The sequence below is a fragment of the Thalassolituus hydrocarboniclasticus genome (assembly GCF_025345565.1).
Taxonomy (GTDB): Bacteria; Pseudomonadota; Gammaproteobacteria; order Pseudomonadales; family Oceanobacteraceae; genus Venatoribacter; species Venatoribacter hydrocarboniclasticus.
Map to the genome: position 1 here is coordinate 2,442,344 of NZ_CP054475.1, position 16,027 is coordinate 2,458,370.

At 55.2% G+C, this 16,027-nt stretch carries 16 protein-coding genes; 5 read left to right on the plus strand and 11 right to left on the minus strand.

Annotation, left to right across the window (positions count from 1 at the left end; genetic code table 11):
- Window position 1: 1 nt before the first annotated feature.
- From tolR to clpB, 8 genes are all read right to left on the minus strand, one after another.
- Window positions 2-451, minus strand: a complete 450-nt coding sequence (gene tolR, locus HUF19_RS10840; RefSeq protein WP_225690720.1) for a protein TolR — start codon at window positions 449-451, stop codon at window positions 2-4.
- The gene (gene tolQ, locus HUF19_RS10845) at window positions 451-1,170 is read right to left on the minus strand and encodes a protein TolQ (RefSeq protein ID WP_222428601.1); all 720 of its coding nucleotides are present in this window, start codon (window positions 1,168-1,170) and stop codon (window positions 451-453) included. The genes tolR and tolQ overlap by 1 nt, the downstream gene beginning before the upstream one ends.
- Entirely contained in the window at window positions 1,167-1,637 is a 471-nt protein-coding gene (gene ybgC / locus HUF19_RS10850; RefSeq protein WP_260996662.1) for a tol-pal system-associated acyl-CoA thioesterase, read from the minus strand. The genes tolQ and ybgC overlap by 4 nt, the downstream gene beginning before the upstream one ends.
- 1 nt (window position 1,638) lies before the next feature.
- Entirely contained in the window at window positions 1,639-2,664 is a 1,026-nt protein-coding gene (gene ruvB, locus HUF19_RS10855; protein WP_145470342.1) for a Holliday junction branch migration DNA helicase RuvB, read from the minus strand.
- An 8-nt stretch (window positions 2,665-2,672) separates the two neighbouring features.
- Entirely contained in the window at window positions 2,673-3,284 is a 612-nt protein-coding gene (gene ruvA, locus HUF19_RS10860; RefSeq protein WP_260996663.1) for a Holliday junction branch migration protein RuvA, read from the minus strand.
- Window positions 3,285-3,369: 85 nt separating this feature from the next.
- On the minus strand, window positions 3,370-3,885 hold the full coding sequence (ruvC, locus tag HUF19_RS10865; protein WP_145470338.1) for a crossover junction endodeoxyribonuclease RuvC: 516 nt from the start codon (window positions 3,883-3,885) through the stop codon (window positions 3,370-3,372).
- Window positions 3,882-4,319 (minus strand): protease complex subunit PrcB family protein, encoded by a 438-nt coding sequence (locus HUF19_RS10870; protein WP_260996664.1) that lies wholly within the window; start codon window positions 4,317-4,319, stop codon window positions 3,882-3,884. Before HUF19_RS10870 ends, ruvC begins: the two co-directional genes overlap by 4 nt.
- A 135-nt stretch (window positions 4,320-4,454) precedes the next feature.
- Entirely contained in the window at window positions 4,455-7,040 is a 2,586-nt protein-coding gene (gene clpB / locus HUF19_RS10875; protein ID WP_260996665.1) for an ATP-dependent chaperone ClpB, read from the minus strand.
- A gap of 259 nt (window positions 7,041-7,299) precedes the next feature.
- On the opposite strand from clpB, the gene HUF19_RS10880 reads away from it, so the two are divergent.
- Together HUF19_RS10880 and HUF19_RS10885 are read left to right on the plus strand one after the other, a co-directional pair.
- Window positions 7,300-8,202 (plus strand): DMT family transporter, encoded by a 903-nt coding sequence (locus tag HUF19_RS10880; protein WP_260996666.1) that lies wholly within the window; start codon window positions 7,300-7,302, stop codon window positions 8,200-8,202.
- A gap of 160 nt (window positions 8,203-8,362) precedes the next feature.
- Complete coding sequence (locus HUF19_RS10885) at window positions 8,363-9,271, plus strand: LysR family transcriptional regulator (RefSeq protein ID WP_260996667.1); 909 nt, start codon at window positions 8,363-8,365, stop codon at window positions 9,269-9,271.
- Between the two features lie 76 nt (window positions 9,272-9,347).
- Here HUF19_RS10885 and HUF19_RS10890 read toward each other — a convergent pair whose 3' ends face one another.
- Entirely contained in the window at window positions 9,348-9,791 is a 444-nt protein-coding gene (locus tag HUF19_RS10890) for an acyl-CoA thioesterase (RefSeq protein WP_145470330.1), read from the minus strand.
- A gap of 318 nt (window positions 9,792-10,109) precedes the next feature.
- Here HUF19_RS10890 and HUF19_RS10895 point away from each other — a divergent pair, with 318 nt between their 5' ends.
- Window positions 10,110-12,227, plus strand: coding sequence for a carboxy terminal-processing peptidase (locus tag HUF19_RS10895; RefSeq protein WP_260996668.1), 2,118 nt, complete (start codon window positions 10,110-10,112; stop codon window positions 12,225-12,227).
- Between the two features lie 80 nt (window positions 12,228-12,307).
- On the opposite strand, the gene HUF19_RS10900 is transcribed toward HUF19_RS10895, so the two are convergent.
- Both HUF19_RS10900 and yaaA read right to left on the minus strand, forming a co-directional pair.
- Window positions 12,308-12,904 carry a YajG family lipoprotein gene (locus tag HUF19_RS10900; RefSeq protein ID WP_260996669.1) on the minus strand — a complete coding sequence of 199 codons (597 nt, stop codon included), beginning with the start codon at window positions 12,902-12,904 and terminating at the stop codon, window positions 12,308-12,310.
- Window positions 12,897-13,685 carry a peroxide stress protein YaaA gene (gene yaaA / locus HUF19_RS10905; RefSeq protein ID WP_260996670.1) on the minus strand — a complete coding sequence of 263 codons (789 nt, stop codon included), beginning with the start codon at window positions 13,683-13,685 and terminating at the stop codon, window positions 12,897-12,899. Before yaaA ends, HUF19_RS10900 begins: the two co-directional genes overlap by 8 nt.
- Window positions 13,686-13,757: 72 nt before the next feature.
- Between yaaA and HUF19_RS10910 the strand changes: the two genes are divergently transcribed.
- Both HUF19_RS10910 and HUF19_RS10915 read left to right on the plus strand, forming a co-directional pair.
- Window positions 13,758-14,453, plus strand: a complete 696-nt coding sequence (locus HUF19_RS10910; protein WP_260996671.1) for an adenosylcobinamide amidohydrolase — start codon at window positions 13,758-13,760, stop codon at window positions 14,451-14,453.
- A gap of 251 nt (window positions 14,454-14,704) precedes the next feature.
- Window positions 14,705-16,015, plus strand: a complete 1,311-nt coding sequence (locus HUF19_RS10915) for an acyl-CoA dehydrogenase family protein (RefSeq protein WP_260996672.1) — start codon at window positions 14,705-14,707, stop codon at window positions 16,013-16,015.
- Window positions 16,016-16,027 lie beyond the last annotated feature (12 nt).

The window sequence follows — 16,027 nt, forward strand, 5'->3', positions numbered from 1 at the left end:
ATCAGCGGCGAGCCTCCGGGTCCGGCGCTTCAGTAATCAGGCCAACATTATTAATACCAACACTCTGCAGCCCGCCCATCAGCGCGACCACCTTGCCGTAGGGAACGGCTTCATCGCCGCGGATCATCAGGCGGGTCTCGGGCACTGCGCCAATAATTTTCTGCGCGTATTCCTGAATTTCGCCCAGTGTCATGGCGGTGGGCTGACCTTCATCACGCTCGATAAAATAAATACCGCGTTCGTTAACCGACACAATAATAGTGCTGTCATCCGGTTCGATCTCGGTCGGTGTCGCGTCTACATCCGGCAGATTAACCGGTACGCTCTGCACCAGCATGGGTGCTGTCACCATAAAAATAATCAGCAGCACCAGCATCACATCGATGTAAGGTACTACGTTAATTTCGGCCATCGGCCGGCGCTTGGCCGCAGGAGGAGCCATAGGTTCCATTATTTTTTCTCCGCCGCCTTTTTCTCTTCGGCTTTGACTGCCTGCTGAATTTTATGTGCCTGACGGTACAGCAGTGAGGAGAACTCATCGGCAAAGGTATGCATGCCGGTTACCGTCTGATCGACGCGGCTGGCGAAACGGTTGTAGAAAATCACCGCCGGAATCGCCGCCAGAAGACCCATTGCCGTAGCGACCAGCGCTTCAGAAATACCGGGAGCAACGGTGGCAATAGTCGCCTGCTTAACACTGGCCAGCCCCTGGAAGGAATGCATGATGCCCCACACGGTACCGAACAGACCGATATACGGGCTGGTAGAGCCCACAGTTGCCAGAAATGGCAGATGGGTATCCAGTAATTCAGATTCGCGGGTAATGGCAATACGCATCGCACGCTGTACACCGGCCATGACCGCATCCGGGTCATTGGTGTTTTGCTGGCGCATTTTTCCGAATTCTTTCAGGCCCGCCATAAAGACGTTTTCAACTGCACTTGGCACCGCCTTCTGCTGACATTCGCGGTACAGATCATTGAGATCCACACCCGACCAGAAGCGTTCTTCAAAATCGTGCAGCTGCTCACGGCTGGCAGATAACAAACGGGTACGCTGTACGATTACCACCCAGCTCATTACCGAAGCCGCCAGCAACATCAGCATCACCAGCTGCACAACAAAGCTGGCGTTGATAATCAGCGAAAAAATAGAAACAGACTCGTTCACAACGTCTCCTGACATTCATCATTATGTTCGGACGGATAAACGGCCCCTGCCGTCATCCGTTTAAGAATGTCCGCGGGTACCGCCTGCGGACGTCCGGTATCGCTGATACAGGCGATGGTTATTTGCGCCTCTACCAGATATTCATGTGCAGCAACTGCCTCCGGGCTTTCTGCTGCCGGTTTGCGCCAGACCTTCTGACTCAGCACCAGACTGGCTTTGCGGCTGTGTTCGACGGCCACCGACACCAGAAGTTCATCATCCAGTCGTGCCGGACTCAGGTATTTGGCCTGTACCTCACGCACCACAAATAACACATTCTGATGACGTAATTGTTCCTGACCGTAGCCCAGTGCGCGTAACCACTCGCTGCGCGCGCGTTCCAGAAAGCGGAAATAATTGGCGTAATACACAATGCCACCGGCATCGGTGTCTTCGATATACACCCGCAGCGGCCAGGTAAATGCCATGTTATTGCGCATCCTGATTAAAACGAACCGGCAAATCCAGACCAAAATGCAGATAGGCCAGTTTGGTCGCCATACGTCCGCGCGGTGTACGGGTAATGTACCCCTGCTGCATTAAATAAGGCTCCAGCACGTCTTCAATGGTGTCACGTTCTTCACCAATGGAAGCCGCCAGACTGTCAACGCCCACCGGGCCACCGTCGTATTTTTCCAGCAGCGTCAGCAGAAGGCGGCGGTCCATATGATCGAAGCCCTGCACATCGACATTGAGCATATTCAGCGCCGCATCGGCACAGGCATGGTTAACCGTGCCATCGCCTTTCACCTGAGCGTAATCACGTACACGGCGCAGCAGACGGTTGGCAATACGCGGCGTGCCACGTGCACGGCGGGCAATTTCTTTGGCGCCACTGTCATCCACTTCCAGCTGCATCAGACGCCCGGAGCGCGACACGATATGGGTCAGATCGGCGATATTATAAAACTCCAGCCGCTGCACAATGCCGAAGCGATCACGCAGTGGCGAGGTCAGCAGACCCGCACGGGTGGTGGCGCCGACCAGGGTAAAAGGTGGCAGATCAATTTTAATCGAGCGCGCCGCCGGTCCTTCGCCCACCATAATATCCAGCTGATAATCTTCCATGGCCGGATACAGCACTTCTTCCACCGCCGGACTCAGACGGTGAATTTCATCAATAAAGAGAACGTCGCCTTCTTCGAGATTGGTCAGCAATGCCGCCAGATCACCGGCTTTTTCCAGCACCGGGCCGGAGGTCGACTTAATCGCCACGCCCATTTCTTCGGCAATAATATTCGCCAGCGTGGTTTTACCCAGACCCGGCGGACCAAATACCAGCGTATGATCCAGCGCTTCGTTACGGGCCCGTGCCGCGCCGATAAAAATTTCCATCTGCTCACGCACATGGGGCTGACCGATGTATTCGTTCAGCGATTTGGGACGGATAGCCCGGTCCTGATGTTCTTCGGCCGGTTGCGGCTGAGGGCTGATAAAGCGGTCAGTTTCGATCATGGATCACCTTATTTAGAACCCAGAGTGCTGCGCAGTGCCAGGCGGATCATTTCTTCCGCGCTGTCGACACCGGCACTGACTTTATTCAGCATTTTCGCCGCGTCCTGTGGCTTATAGCCCAGCGCGACCAGTGCACTTTCCGCTTCGCGCAACAGATTATCCTGTGAGGCTTTTTCGGCATTATCCGCTGCCGCCCACAATGGCGCCGGCGCCTGCCATTCGGTCAGACGATCGCGCATTTCAACAATTAAACGTTCGGCGGTTTTCTTGCCGACACCGGGAAGCTTGGTCAGCGCTGTGACATCTTCGTTATGCACACAGACGGCAAAGGCGTTGACATCCATACCGGATAAAATCGCCAGCGCCAGCTTAGGCCCGACACCGCTGACTTTAATCAGGGTACGGAACAGCGTGCGCTGACTCTTATCACTGAAGCCATATAACTGGTGCGCATCTTCGCGGATGGCAAGGTGGGTATACAGCACCGCCTCGGTGCCGGTTTTGCCAAGCATGGCAAAGGTGGAAATCGGCGCCTGAATCTCATAGCCCACGCCGTTGACGTCAAGAAGCAGCTCCGGAGCCTGCTTCTCAAGAATAACGCCCTGTAATCGTCCGATCATGATTGCGTTCTGACTGCATAACTGGAAAGCGGCCTAGCCTACCAGCATGGCCGGGGCGGCTCAATGGAAGGTAGTGGCAGAGACGCTAACGCATCCGTCCGCGGGTAACACCTTTCACTCCGGCCTGAGCCATCAGACTGGCGCTGGTATGGGCATGGCAGATGGCAATGGCCAGCGCATCCGCGGCATCCGCCTGCGGGATGCCCGGCAGCTTTAACAGGTACTGCACCATATGCTGAACCTGCTCTTTCGCCGCGCCACCTTTACCGACAACCGCCTGTTTAATGGTACGCGGGGCATATTCTGCTACCGGCAAGCCCTGCTGTACCGCCGCCACAATGGCCACCCCACGGGCCTGACCCAGTTTTAATGCGGAGTCGGCATTTTTGCCCATAAACACCTGCTCGATGGCAAATTGCTCTGGCTGGTAGGTACTGATTAATTCACTGACGCCGTCGTAAATTTTCTTCAGCCGCCCGGGCAATTCGCCCTCGCCGGTACGGATACAACCACTGACGACGTATTCAATTTTCTGGCCCGTACGGCGGATCACACCAAAACCGGTAATGCGTGATCCCGGGTCAATACCAAGAATAATCATGGGACTTTTACAGGCGCCTGTTTTTTCAGCGGAGTCTGACTTTGAAGAGCGTCTTGCGGGGTAAAGGTCCATTCACGGCCACTGACCTGATCGGTCACCGTCAGATGCTGCCAGCCCGCCGGAAGAATAACCTGCAGACAAGGTGAGGTAATCACCTGTGCGTATTTCCTGTCCGGGTCGGGATAGCGCTCACGGAAGATCAGCTGGTAATCGCCGTCATCCTGTTGCTGCCCCACCAGATCGATACCATAACCGGCGTGCGGACGTTCACCCAGAGCAATGGTCAGGGCATTGAAACGCAGGCTGACACCTTCAGGAGCAGCACACTGGTCCATGGTGCTAAGTGGCAGACTGAGCGGCATTACCGTGGTGCAGGCACTCAGCACCATCGTCAGGCCAGCCACAAGCAGGGAGTGGTTGAATAAATGACGCATTATGATCCGTCCTCCGTAACCGTTGCATTCGCGGGGCAAAAATAAAGATGAGCGCAGTATACACAAAACCCCCGCTGCAGAGACTGCAACGGGGGTTTTGTCAGTGGCACTCAGCCGGTTTAAGCGGCGCGGAGCTTACCCCGCACGGAAAACCAGCTGATCGTTGTCAACATCGGCAACGATGGTGGTACCCGGCAGGAATTTACCCGCCAGAATATCCTGCGCCAGCGGGTTTTCGATCCAGCGCTGAATCGCACGTTTTAAAGGCCGTGCGCCAAACACCGGGTCGTAACCCACATCCACCAGCTTGCTGATGGCCGCGTCGCTCATTTCAAACGCCAGATCGCGTTCTTTCAGACGGCCGCGCAGAAGATCCAGCTGAATATCAGCAATGCCGCGGATCTGATCTTTCAGCAGCGGATGGAATACCACCGCCTCATCAATCCGGTTAATAAATTCCGGACGGAAGTGGCTGCCGACAATATCCATCACCGCCTCGCGCATTTCCTCGTACGGCTTATCGGCAAACATGGTCTGGATCACATCCGAGCCCAGGTTCGAGGTCATCACCAGTACGGTGTTTTTAAAGTCGACCCGGCGTCCCTGACCGTCGGTCAGCTGACCATCATCCAGCACCTGCAGCAGAATGTTGAACACATCCGGATGCGCCTTTTCCACTTCATCGAGCAAAATCACCGAATAAGGTTTACGCCGCACGGCTTCGGTCAGCAGGCCACCCTCTTCGTAACCAACATAACCCGGAGGCGCACCGATTAAGCGGGCCACGGAGTGTTTCTCCATATATTCCGACATATCGATGCGCACCATGGCGTCTCTGCTGTCGAACAGGAAGGTCGCCAGCGCCTTACAGAGTTCGGTTTTACCGACACCGGTTGGCCCTAAGAACAGGAACGAACCATTCGGCCGGTTCGGGTCAGACAACCCGGCACGGGAACGGCGCACCGCGTTCGATACTGCAGCAATAGCCTGATCCTGCCCCACCACCGAGTCGTGCAGCACCTCTTCCATGCGCAGCAGTTTTTCACGCTCGCCTTCCAGCATCTTGGTCACCGGCACACCGGTCCATTTTGATACCACTTCAGCAATTTCGTCTTCGGTCACTTTATTGCGCAGCAGGGTAAATTCCTGCTTACCGGAGGTTTCTGCCTCGGCGGCTGTGGCAAGCTGCTTTTCCAGCTCCGGTATACGGCCGTACTGCAGTTCCGACATACGCTGCAGATCGCCGGCACGGCGCGCCGCTTCCATCTCGATTTTCGCCTGTTCCAGCTGTTCTTTCGATTTGCTGGCACCTTCAAGCAGGGCTTTTTCTTTCTTCCACACTTCTTCCAGCTCGACGTAAGCACGTCCGGCCTTGTTGATCTCTTCATTGAGATCGCTCAGGCGTTTTTTCGCTGCTTCGTCTTTTTCTTTACGCAGTGCTTCACGTTCGATTTTCAGCTGAATCAGGCGCCGTTCGAGCTTGTCCATTTCCTGTGGTTTGGAGTCGATTTCCATACGGATAACCGATGCCGCCTCATCCACCAGGTCGATGGCTTTATCTGGCAGGCGACGATCTGGAATATAGCGCTGCGACAGTTTGGCCGCGGCGATAATCGCGCTGTCGGTAATCTGCACACCGTGGTGCACTTCGTAGCGTTCTTTTAAACCACGCAGAATGGCAATGGAGTCTTCCACGCTCGGCTCATCAACAATCACTTTCTGGAAACGACGCTCCAGTGCCGCGTCTTTTTCAATAAATTCGCGGTATTCATCCAGTGTGGTTGCGCCCACGCAGTGCAGCTCACCACGGGCCAGCGCCGGTTTCAGCATATTGCCGGCATCCATAGCGCCATCGCCCTTACCGGCACCGACCATGGTATGCAATTCATCGACAAACAGAATGATGCTGCCTTCGGCCTTGGTGACGTCTTTTAAAACGGCTTTTAAGCGTTCTTCGAACTCACCACGGTATTTGGCACCGGCCACCAGCGAACCCATATCCAGCGACAGGATGCGCTTATGCTTCAGGTTTTCCGGCACTTCACCATTAACGATACGCTGCGCCAGACCTTCCACCACCGCGGTTTTACCCACGCCCGGAGGTCCGATTAACACCGGGTTATTTTTCGTACGGCGCTGCAGCACCTGAATGGTACGGCGGATTTCATCATCACGGCCGATCACCGGGTCCAGTTTGCCCGCTTCGGCACGCTCGGTCAGGTCGATGCAGTATTTATCCAGCGACTGACGGTTATCTTCGGCATTGGCGTCCTGCACACTTTCACCGCCACGCAGTTCGTTAATGGCTTTATTAACGCCGTCTTTATTCAGACCAGCCGCAGCCAGAGCCTTACCTGTGCTGTTTTTATCGTCCAGCGCCACCAGCAGAAAGACTTCGCTCGACACATACTGGTCACCGCGTTTCTGCGCTTCTTTATCCGCCAGGTTGAGCAGACGGCCCAGTTCCGGCGCCAGCTGAATATTGCCATCCGGGCTGCTGACTTTGGGCTGCTCGTCCAGCAGCGCCCGCAGGGCACGGCCAAGCTCAACGACATTGGCACCACAACGGCGCACCACATCTTTAACCGAGCTGCTTGGCTGCTCGAGCAATGCCAACAGTAAGTGGACGGTATCAATCTGATTATGATCCTGCCCCAGCGCCAGACTCTGGCTCTCGGCCAGAGCGTTCTGCAGACTGGTGGTCAACCGATCCATACGCATATTCCAATCTCCTAAATAGACGCTCAGGGCAGCCCCGAGCAGAGTTGATTCATTACCACTTAGATGCGACCAGATTAATTTTTTTCAACACCTTCTAGATTAAATTTAGTAAAACTAATAGAAATTCATCTTGATGCAGCGCAAAGACCCGGCTGCCAAGCGTGTGATCGCGTATAATCGCCAGCCTTCATCCGTATCGTCAGCCTTCATTTATATAGTGGCGCGATTCACCTTTTAAAGCGTAGGACACAAACCAGCCATGACAGCCCCTGCAATGACCGACGCCCTGCGCCGCGGTGCCTTATTTCTGCTGCTGGGTGAAGCCCTGCTGGCATTAATGGGCGCGCTGGTCAAAGACCTGTCGGACGTGCTGTCGACCGAGCAGATTGTGTTCTTCCGTAATATCGCCGGTCTGATCGTACTCGCCCCTTTATTGCTGCGTACTGGCTTAACTGAGCTGAAAACCCGGGTCTGGCACTGGCATTTGCTGCGCGGTCTGGTTGGTGTCAGCGCCATGTACTGTTACTTCTGGGCGCTGGCTCATCTGCCGCTCACCGAAGCCTTTCTGGTGAAGCTTTCGGCGCCGCTGTTTATGCCATTACTGGCACTCTGGTGGCTGAAAGAACCCGCCGGGCGCCACAGTTGGCTGGCGCTGCTGATCGGCTTTGCCGGGGTCAGTGTCATCCTGCAGCCCGGCGCTGAACACCCGGCCATGCTGAGTAATGGCGACAGCTACAACACAGCGCTGCTGATCGGTCTGCTCGGTGCTTTTCTGGCCGCACTGGCCAAGGTGACCATCCGCCGCATGTCGGCTACCGAATCCAGCCAGCGTATTGTGTTTTATTTTGGCCTGACCGCCACACTGGTTTCAGCCCCCGGCGCCCTGCTCAACTGGCAGCCGGTTCCTGACAGTACCTGGCTGTGGCTGCTGGCGCTTGGCGTGGTCGCTACCAGCGGCCAGCTGGCGCTGACCCGCGCCTACCGCATCGCGCCTACCGGCAAGGTCGGTGTTTATGTTTACAGTGCGGTTATTTATGGCGCCCTGATGGGCTGGTGGTTCTGGGGAGAGATTCCGCCGTGGACGACCTGGGCCGGGGCCATTCTGATCGTACTGGCAGGCTTACTGAACCTGTATGCGCCCAAAACCGGCAACAAAAGCTGATTTCGACTGCAGGTGAATGCATGGGGAGAATTCCCGGCACAGGTATAAGGCGCCATTCTCTTAGATATAAGTCTAATTTATGATCAAAACAGGCTTATTATTTCCTCAGAATTAAATATACTGGCCATTCTGATGAATTGCCTAGAATGAATCATTAATTATGTCCCGTATCGACTCATTGCAAACCTTTGTCTCCGTTGTGCGCTCGCGTAACTTTACTTCAGCAGCCGATTCACTGGGAGTGACGCCATCTGCCGTCAGTAAGCAGATCAGCGGTCTGGAAGAACGCCTTGGCGTACGTCTGCTGAACCGTACCACCCGCTCCGTCAGCCCAACCGAAGCCGGACAAATGTTCTACCAGCACTGCGAGAATATTCTTGAGTCGATCACGGAAGCCGAAAAGCTGGTCACCGACTTTGACGTCACGCCACGCGGCCGTTTGCGCATCACTGCGATGTCGAACTTCGGCCGCCGTGAGCTGGCGCGTATGTTTACCGATTTTGCCCAGAAGTACCCGGACATCAGCTTCGACCTGCATATTTCTGACCGCCCGCTGGATATTGTGAAAGAAGGCTACGACTTCGCCCTGCGCCTGGGCTCGCTGGAAGACTCGCGCCTGATTGCCAAACCGGTGGCCGAGCAAAGCATTGTTATCTGTGCGTCAAAAGAATATCTGGAACGCTGGGGCACCCCGGTAAAACTGGAAGACCTCAATAACCATCGCATTCTGATTGTCGCCAACGCCGAATACGCCCGTATCAACTGGCTGCGTCAGTTTGAAAAAGACCATGGTTTCAGCCTGTCGAGCGTCGAACGCAAACTGGCTGTGAATGATATCGACCTGGTATATGAAGCCTGTCTGGCCGGTATGGGGATCACTGCCCTGCCAACCTATATTGCCGAGCGGCATCTGGAAAGTGGTGAACTGGTGAGATTATTTCCGGAAGTGGATATTCCGGTGCGCAGTATCAAAGTGGTGTTCCCGCAGAACCGTTATCTGGCGAACAAAAGCCGTGCATTCCTCGACTTTATTACCGCCTACTTTGACGATCCAAGCCAGAACAACTGAGCTGCAGCTGAGTTCCGCACATAAACAAACGGGCCTGATCAGAGGCCCGTTTTTTTATGCGCTGAATGCCGCCGGATTATTCCTGTGGCAGCAACTGTGGCGCGCAGCGCTCGTAGAAAACCCGCGGTACCTGAGCGATCTTACGCTCGTCATAGTCAAAGAAGACGATACCGGTTTTGGCTTTCACCACCTGTTTGTCCTGAGCCTGATTTTCGACCCGGTAAATAAAGTCGCAACCGTATTTATTGAAGTCGGTCACGCCAACATGAAAGGTGAGAATATCGCCAACAAAGGATTCTGCGGTAAAACACACCACCAGATCCGACACCATTAATCCCAGACCGCCAATATTAAATTCACCGAAACCATGTTCGCGCAAAAAACGTAAGCGGGCTTCATGCAACAGAGACACCATGCGGTCGTTACCCACATGATTGCCGTAATTAATTTCCGTTACCCGCACATCCAGCGTTGTACTGAAGGTAAATTCATCGGGTAATTCGAGTTGTACTCTGGCCAAAACAGCCTCCTGATCGTCTGTTTTGCTGCCAATGCAGCAAAATCCGGGGAATTATTCTGGCAACTGCGATTCCAATGCGGTCTACTATACCGCAGTAGCCGGGGTGTGCAGATGAGCCATGCGTCTTACGCCAGCTCTCTGTGCTTTACACCAGTGGCACCCAAACGGATGTTCAGCTGTCTGAGATACAGACAAGAACCATGACTGAACACCGTAACGGTACGTGCGTACAGGGCTTATCCTGACAAAGCGCCGGCATGATAACGGCGCCCGGCGCACAGTACAAACAGATAACAACAAGGAAATCTGGCAACGACTATGCTTTCCATTTGCTTCCGCACATTGAAAATTGCGCTGACCCTTACAGCGCTGCTCACGGCCCAGCTGAGCCAGGCCACCATCCCGGAAATTGCCCCCGGCACCGCCTTCAAACCCCTTGAGCCGACCCGTGATCACGCCATGATCACCCAGCAGATCATGAACAACCTGCTGCGCGGCCATTACGAGCATCAGCGTCTGGATGACAAACTGTCATCACGGGTGCTCGATATCCTGCTCGACGATATCGACAGCACCCGCAGCTATCTGCTGGCTGGCGACGTCAAAGAATTTGAGCAATACCGTTACAGTCTGGATGAAGCCCTGAACCGCGGTGATATGCGCCCGGCCTTCATCATCTTTAACCGTTTCCAGCAGCGTGTGTCTGAGCGCCTGTCATTTCTGCTCAACGAACTGCACAGCAAAGCCGCCGATTACCACTTCGACACTGACGAGCGTCTCGATCTCGACCGCGAAAAAGCGCCTTGGGCGACCACCAGCGCCGAACTCGACGACCTGTGGCGCAAGCGTCTGAAAAACTCCATCCTCAATCTGAAAATGGCCGGCAAAGAAAAAGACGCCATTATTGAGCTGTTGAGCAAGCGTTATCAGAACCAGCTGAACCGTGTCCATCAGTCACAATCTGAAGACGCGTATCAGACCTTTATGAATGCCGTTACCCGCGCCTTCGACCCGCACACCCAGTACTTCTCGCCGCGCAACACCGAGAACTTCAATATCAATATGAGCCTGTCCTTACAGGGCATTGGCGCCGTGCTGCAAACCGAAGACGAACACACCAAGGTGGTACGTCTGGTGCCGGCCGGCCCGGCCGCCAAAGCCGGTAACCTGCAGCCTGCCGATAAAATCATCGGCGTTGGTCAGGCCGAAGGCGATATCGTTGATGTGATCGGCTGGCGTCTGGATGAAGTGGTCGAGCTGATCCGTGGTCCGAAAAGCACCACCGTGCGGCTGGAAATTCTGCCGGCCAACTCTTCCGGCACCGACAGCAAAATCATTTCCATCGTACGTGATGAGGTCAAACTGGAAGAGCAATCCGCCCAGAAAGACGTTATCGAGGTTAAAGATGGCGACGTGACCCATAAAATCGGTGTGATCGATATTCCGACCTTCTATATCGACTTCCAGGGTCGTATGGAAAACAAGCCGGACTATAAGAGCACGACCCGTGACGTCACCGTGCTGATTAACGAACTGAAAGAAGAAGGCATCGATGGCCTGATCATTGATCTGCGCAATAACGGCGGCGGCTCACTGGAAGAAGCCATTACCCTGACCGGCCTGTTTATTCCGCAGGGCCCGGTGGTACAGGTACGCAGTACTCATGGCCGGGTTGAAGTTCTGCCTGATCAGGACCCTTCCGTACTGTACGACGGACCGCTTACCGTTCTGGTTAACCGCCTCAGTGCGTCGGCCTCGGAAATTTTTGCCGGTGCGATTCAGGATTATGGCCGCGGTTTAATTGTCGGTGGCCAGACCTTCGGTAAAGGGACGGTTCAGAGCCTGCGTCCGCTGCGCTCCGGCCAGCTGAAAATTACCCAGGCCAAGTTCTACCGGGTATCCGGTGACAGTACCCAGCACCAGGGCGTTATCCCGGATATTCTGTTCCCGTCGCTGTTCGATAAGGAAAAAATCGGCGAAAGCGCGCTGGAAGAAGCCCTGCCGTGGGACACCATCCGGCCGGCGGAATACCGCAGCAATAAAGGCATCGCGGCTACCCTGCCCGCGTTACGCCAGCTGCACCAGACCCGTATCGAACACAATCCGGATTTTCGTTTCCTGCGCGAGCAAAAAGCCCTGATTACCGAACTGCGTCAGCAGACTCAGGTATCGCTGAACGAAAAAGTGCGCGAGCAGGAACGCAAAGCCAACGACGATAAGCGTCTGAAACTGGAAAACGAACGCCGCAAAGCCAAAGGCATGCCGCTGTTAACCAGCATCGACGATGAAGAAACCGATAACGCTGCTGACGCGGAGAAAGAAGACGATAAAAAGCCGGAAGAAGATGATGCCCTGCTGATCGAAGCCGGACATATTCTGGTGGATTATATGAATATTCAGACCGCCAGCCTGACCGCCCAGCGCGAAGAAAAATAACCTCCAGAGGTTATTTAAGCTATAAAAAAAGCCCGGAGTACTCCGGGCTTTTTTTTATGCGTCAGTCATGCTGTAAAAAATCAGCCCTGCACCGTCACATTCAGTGCCTGCTGAAGTTCTTTATCGTTAAACATATGCTGCCACAGTTTATCCAGAACCTCGTTCACCCATTTCTGGTTATATTCCACCGCTGGTGACGCCGCCAGAGAGCGGGTTTCGTTGGCGCTGTAGGGCTTGGTGAAGATTTTTCCGTTATCCATAACAGTAATCATAAAGCGCATTTTCATGCCGCATTCATTTACGATCGCGCCTTCATTACACTGATAAGAAAACTCTTCAACCGTCAGCTGTACCCGCACCGGATCAACCGGACTGGCAGAGCCAAAACCCAAAGATTTCAGCGACTCCTGCATGCGCGCCGTTAACACATCGCTTAATGGTTTTTCTGACAGCAGCGGAGAATTTTCCGGCGCCCGGCCACCGCGGTGTCCCAGCACATCGGCGCCTTGTCCGCGCTCATCCACTACCCGCACCAGGGCGTCACGCTGAATTGCCGGCATGCCGCCGGGTACAGTGACGCTTTCATTCAGGGCAATGGTTTGTGGTGCCAGTACACAGCCACTCAGACCCGCTGCCATGGTGCCAGTTAACAGGCTGGCGATTACTAACTTACGCATTCGGAATATCCTTCTCTGCTCGTTTAAATACCCAGGTATCGCCGCGCGAATCTTCGGCGCTGAAACGATAACCCGCCACATCAAAATCCTGCAGGGCTTCAGCCTTTTGCAGCTGTCTGCGGATAATATAAGCCGTCATCAGACCACGGGCTTTTTTCGCGTAAAAACTGATGATTTTATACTGGCCGTTTTTTTCGTCTTTAAAGACCGGTGTAATCAGGCGCGCGTTCAGTTTTTTTGGCTGCACCGATTTAAAATATTCGTTCGACGCTAAATTAACGACCACATCTGTACCCTGTTGTTCCAGCTCGCGGTTCAGGGCATCGGTAATAATGCTGCCCCAGAAGCTGTACAGATCTTTACCGCGGGCATTATTCAGTTTGGTGCCCATCTCCAGCCGGTAAGGCTGAATTAAATCCAGCGGTCGCAGTAAACCATACAGGCCACTTAAGATACGTACATGATTCTGGGCAAAATCCAGCTGCTGCTCATCCAGTGTGTCGGCCTGCAGACCGGTATAAACGTCACCTTTGAAGGCCAGAATAGCCGCCTTGGCATTATCGGCATTAAACGGCAGGCGCCAGTCGTGGTAGCGCTGCACATTCAGTTCCGACAGCGCCGGGCTGAGTTTCATCAGCGCACCGATATCATCCGGAGAATACTGTTTAAGCACATCCACCAATTCGGCAGAATGTTGCAGAAAATCGGCCTGAGTTGCTTTTGCCGTGGTCGGCGGCGTGTCAAAATCCAGCGTTTTCGCCGGTGACAGTAACGTCAGCATGCGGGCATCCTGTAAATGAAAATTGCGCCTATCATAACGAGTCCCATCCCATGACCCAAATAGAGTCCGCCTATGTCCCTGTTTAAACAGGATAATCAGGGCACAATCCGCTTTGCGCACAGCGCCACCCATATCGCTCTGACGTTACCTGAGCCCTGGCCGGTGCTGAGTTCTGCGGTACTCAACGGCGGCTTTGGCAGTACCCACAGCCTGCTTAACCTGCGTGTTGATCAGCATGCACCGCCGCCCTGGCCACCAGCAGAACAGACCCTGCAACAACAGGCTGAACAGCTTATGCTGCCAGTGCCCTGCTGCGGCATGATGACCGCCGCCTCCATGAAATCACTGGGCTACAGCAGCCTGAGCCTGCAACAACTGCGCGCCGAATGCTGGGTAACCGCCGGACTTTCCAATCTGCGCCGCAGCGGCGATCCGGCCGATGCTTTTGCCGGTGCCGGAACCATTAATATCTGGCTGCTGCTGCATTTTGCCCTGACCCCGGCGGCTATGGCCGAAGCCCTGATCCAGCTGACCGAAGCCAAGGTTACCGCCATCCGCGATGCTGAGCTGCTCAGCCCTTTATCCAACCTGCCCGCCAGCGGTACCGGCACCGACAGTCATGCAGTGATCTGCCCACCGCTGCCTGCCCATGGTGAAGCCCTCGCTTTTTGCGGCAAACATACCCTGGCCGGCGAGCTGATTGGCCGTGTGGTATTGGACGCCTGCGAGCAGAGCATCGGCCACTGCTTGCGCGCTGCAGCCAGCTGATCCCGCCACTTCAGCAGCAGCTGAGCTGCGCAATATGACCACTTTGCCCGGCAGTAACTGACACCTCTGCCAATGCGCCACCAGCGCCAAACTGCGAACCTGCCAGCGCTGCCTGTGTTTTATTCTGCCAGGCAGAGGGCCGGTCACGCTGTATCTCCCCCGTAACACCCATCGCAACACCGCGTCGCGATACCGCCACCGCAGCGTCCGGCCCTGACAATAATTACAACGATCCACTGAGGGCAGATTGTATGGCTAAAGATATTCAGGGACTGGGCCTTGGCCTGGCCAGTCGCTTTGCCGGCAGCCGTTGGGCTGAAAAATACGGGCTGCGTAAACCCGCCGAGCGCATCGCTTACCTTTCCACCCGCGCCGGTTTTAAATTTGCCGGCGAAATGATGCAGAAGCGTGCACAAAAACAGGACAGCACCCGTGGCGAACGCCTGCCGGAACGTAAGCCCCAGGCCCTGTTTGATCTGAGCTTAAGTGAAGAGCAACAGATGATCCGCGACAGCGTGCGCTCCTACGCGGAAGAAATCGTACGCGGCCTGGCCCACGACGCCGACGAAAACCTGCAACTGCCCGACAGTTATCTGCAGGACGCCATGGCCCTGGGTCTGAATCTGTTCTCGGTGCCCGAATCTCTGGGCGGTGCGGCACAAAGCTACAGCCCGACCACCAGCGCCATCATTGCCGAAGAACTGGCCTGGGGCGATTTTACCCTGGCCTATGCTGCCCTCGCCCCCGTGGGGGTCGCCAACGCACTGGTGCGCTGGGGCACACAACAGCAACAGCAACGCTGGCTGCCACTGTGGCTGGCCGAGCAACCGGTAACTGCCGCTATTGCCCTGCAGGAACCGCATCCGCTGTTCGCCCCCGATAAGCTGACCTGCAGCGCCAAAAGCAATAAGCAGGGCTATGTGCTGAATGGCGTGAAAACCCTGGTGCCTTTTGCCGGTAACGCCGATCTGTATCTGGTTGCCGCGCTGCTGAATGGCAAACCACAACTCTTTATTGTGCCCGGCGACAGCCATGGCCTGAACTTTACCCGCAGCCCGGCGATGGGTCTGCGCGCCGCCGCCTCCGGCACCCTGACACTGGATAAAGTGCAGGTGAATGTCGATGCCCTGCTGGGTGGTGAAGACAGTGATTTCGATTACCGCGCCTTTGTCGATCTTGGCCAGCTGCACTGGTGCGCCCTGGCCATCGGCACCTGTCAGGCCGCACTGGATTACCTGATTCCTTACTGCAACGAGCGTGAAGCCTTCGGCGAGCCCATCAGTCACCGCCAGTCAGTGGCCTTTATGATCGCCAATATCGCCATCGAACTGGAATCCATGCGCCTGCTCACCTGGCGTGCGGCCGCACTGGCCGAACAGGGTCAGCCATTCCACCGCGAAGCCTATCTGGCCCATGTTCTGTGTGCCGACAAAGCCATGGAAATCGGCACCAATGCCGTGCAACTGCTCGGCGGCCACGGCTTTACCAAAGAACATCCGGCTGAACGCTGGTACCGCGACCTGCGCATTCTGGGTTGTGTTAACAGCGGTCTGCACCTGTAAGGAGAACAGCAT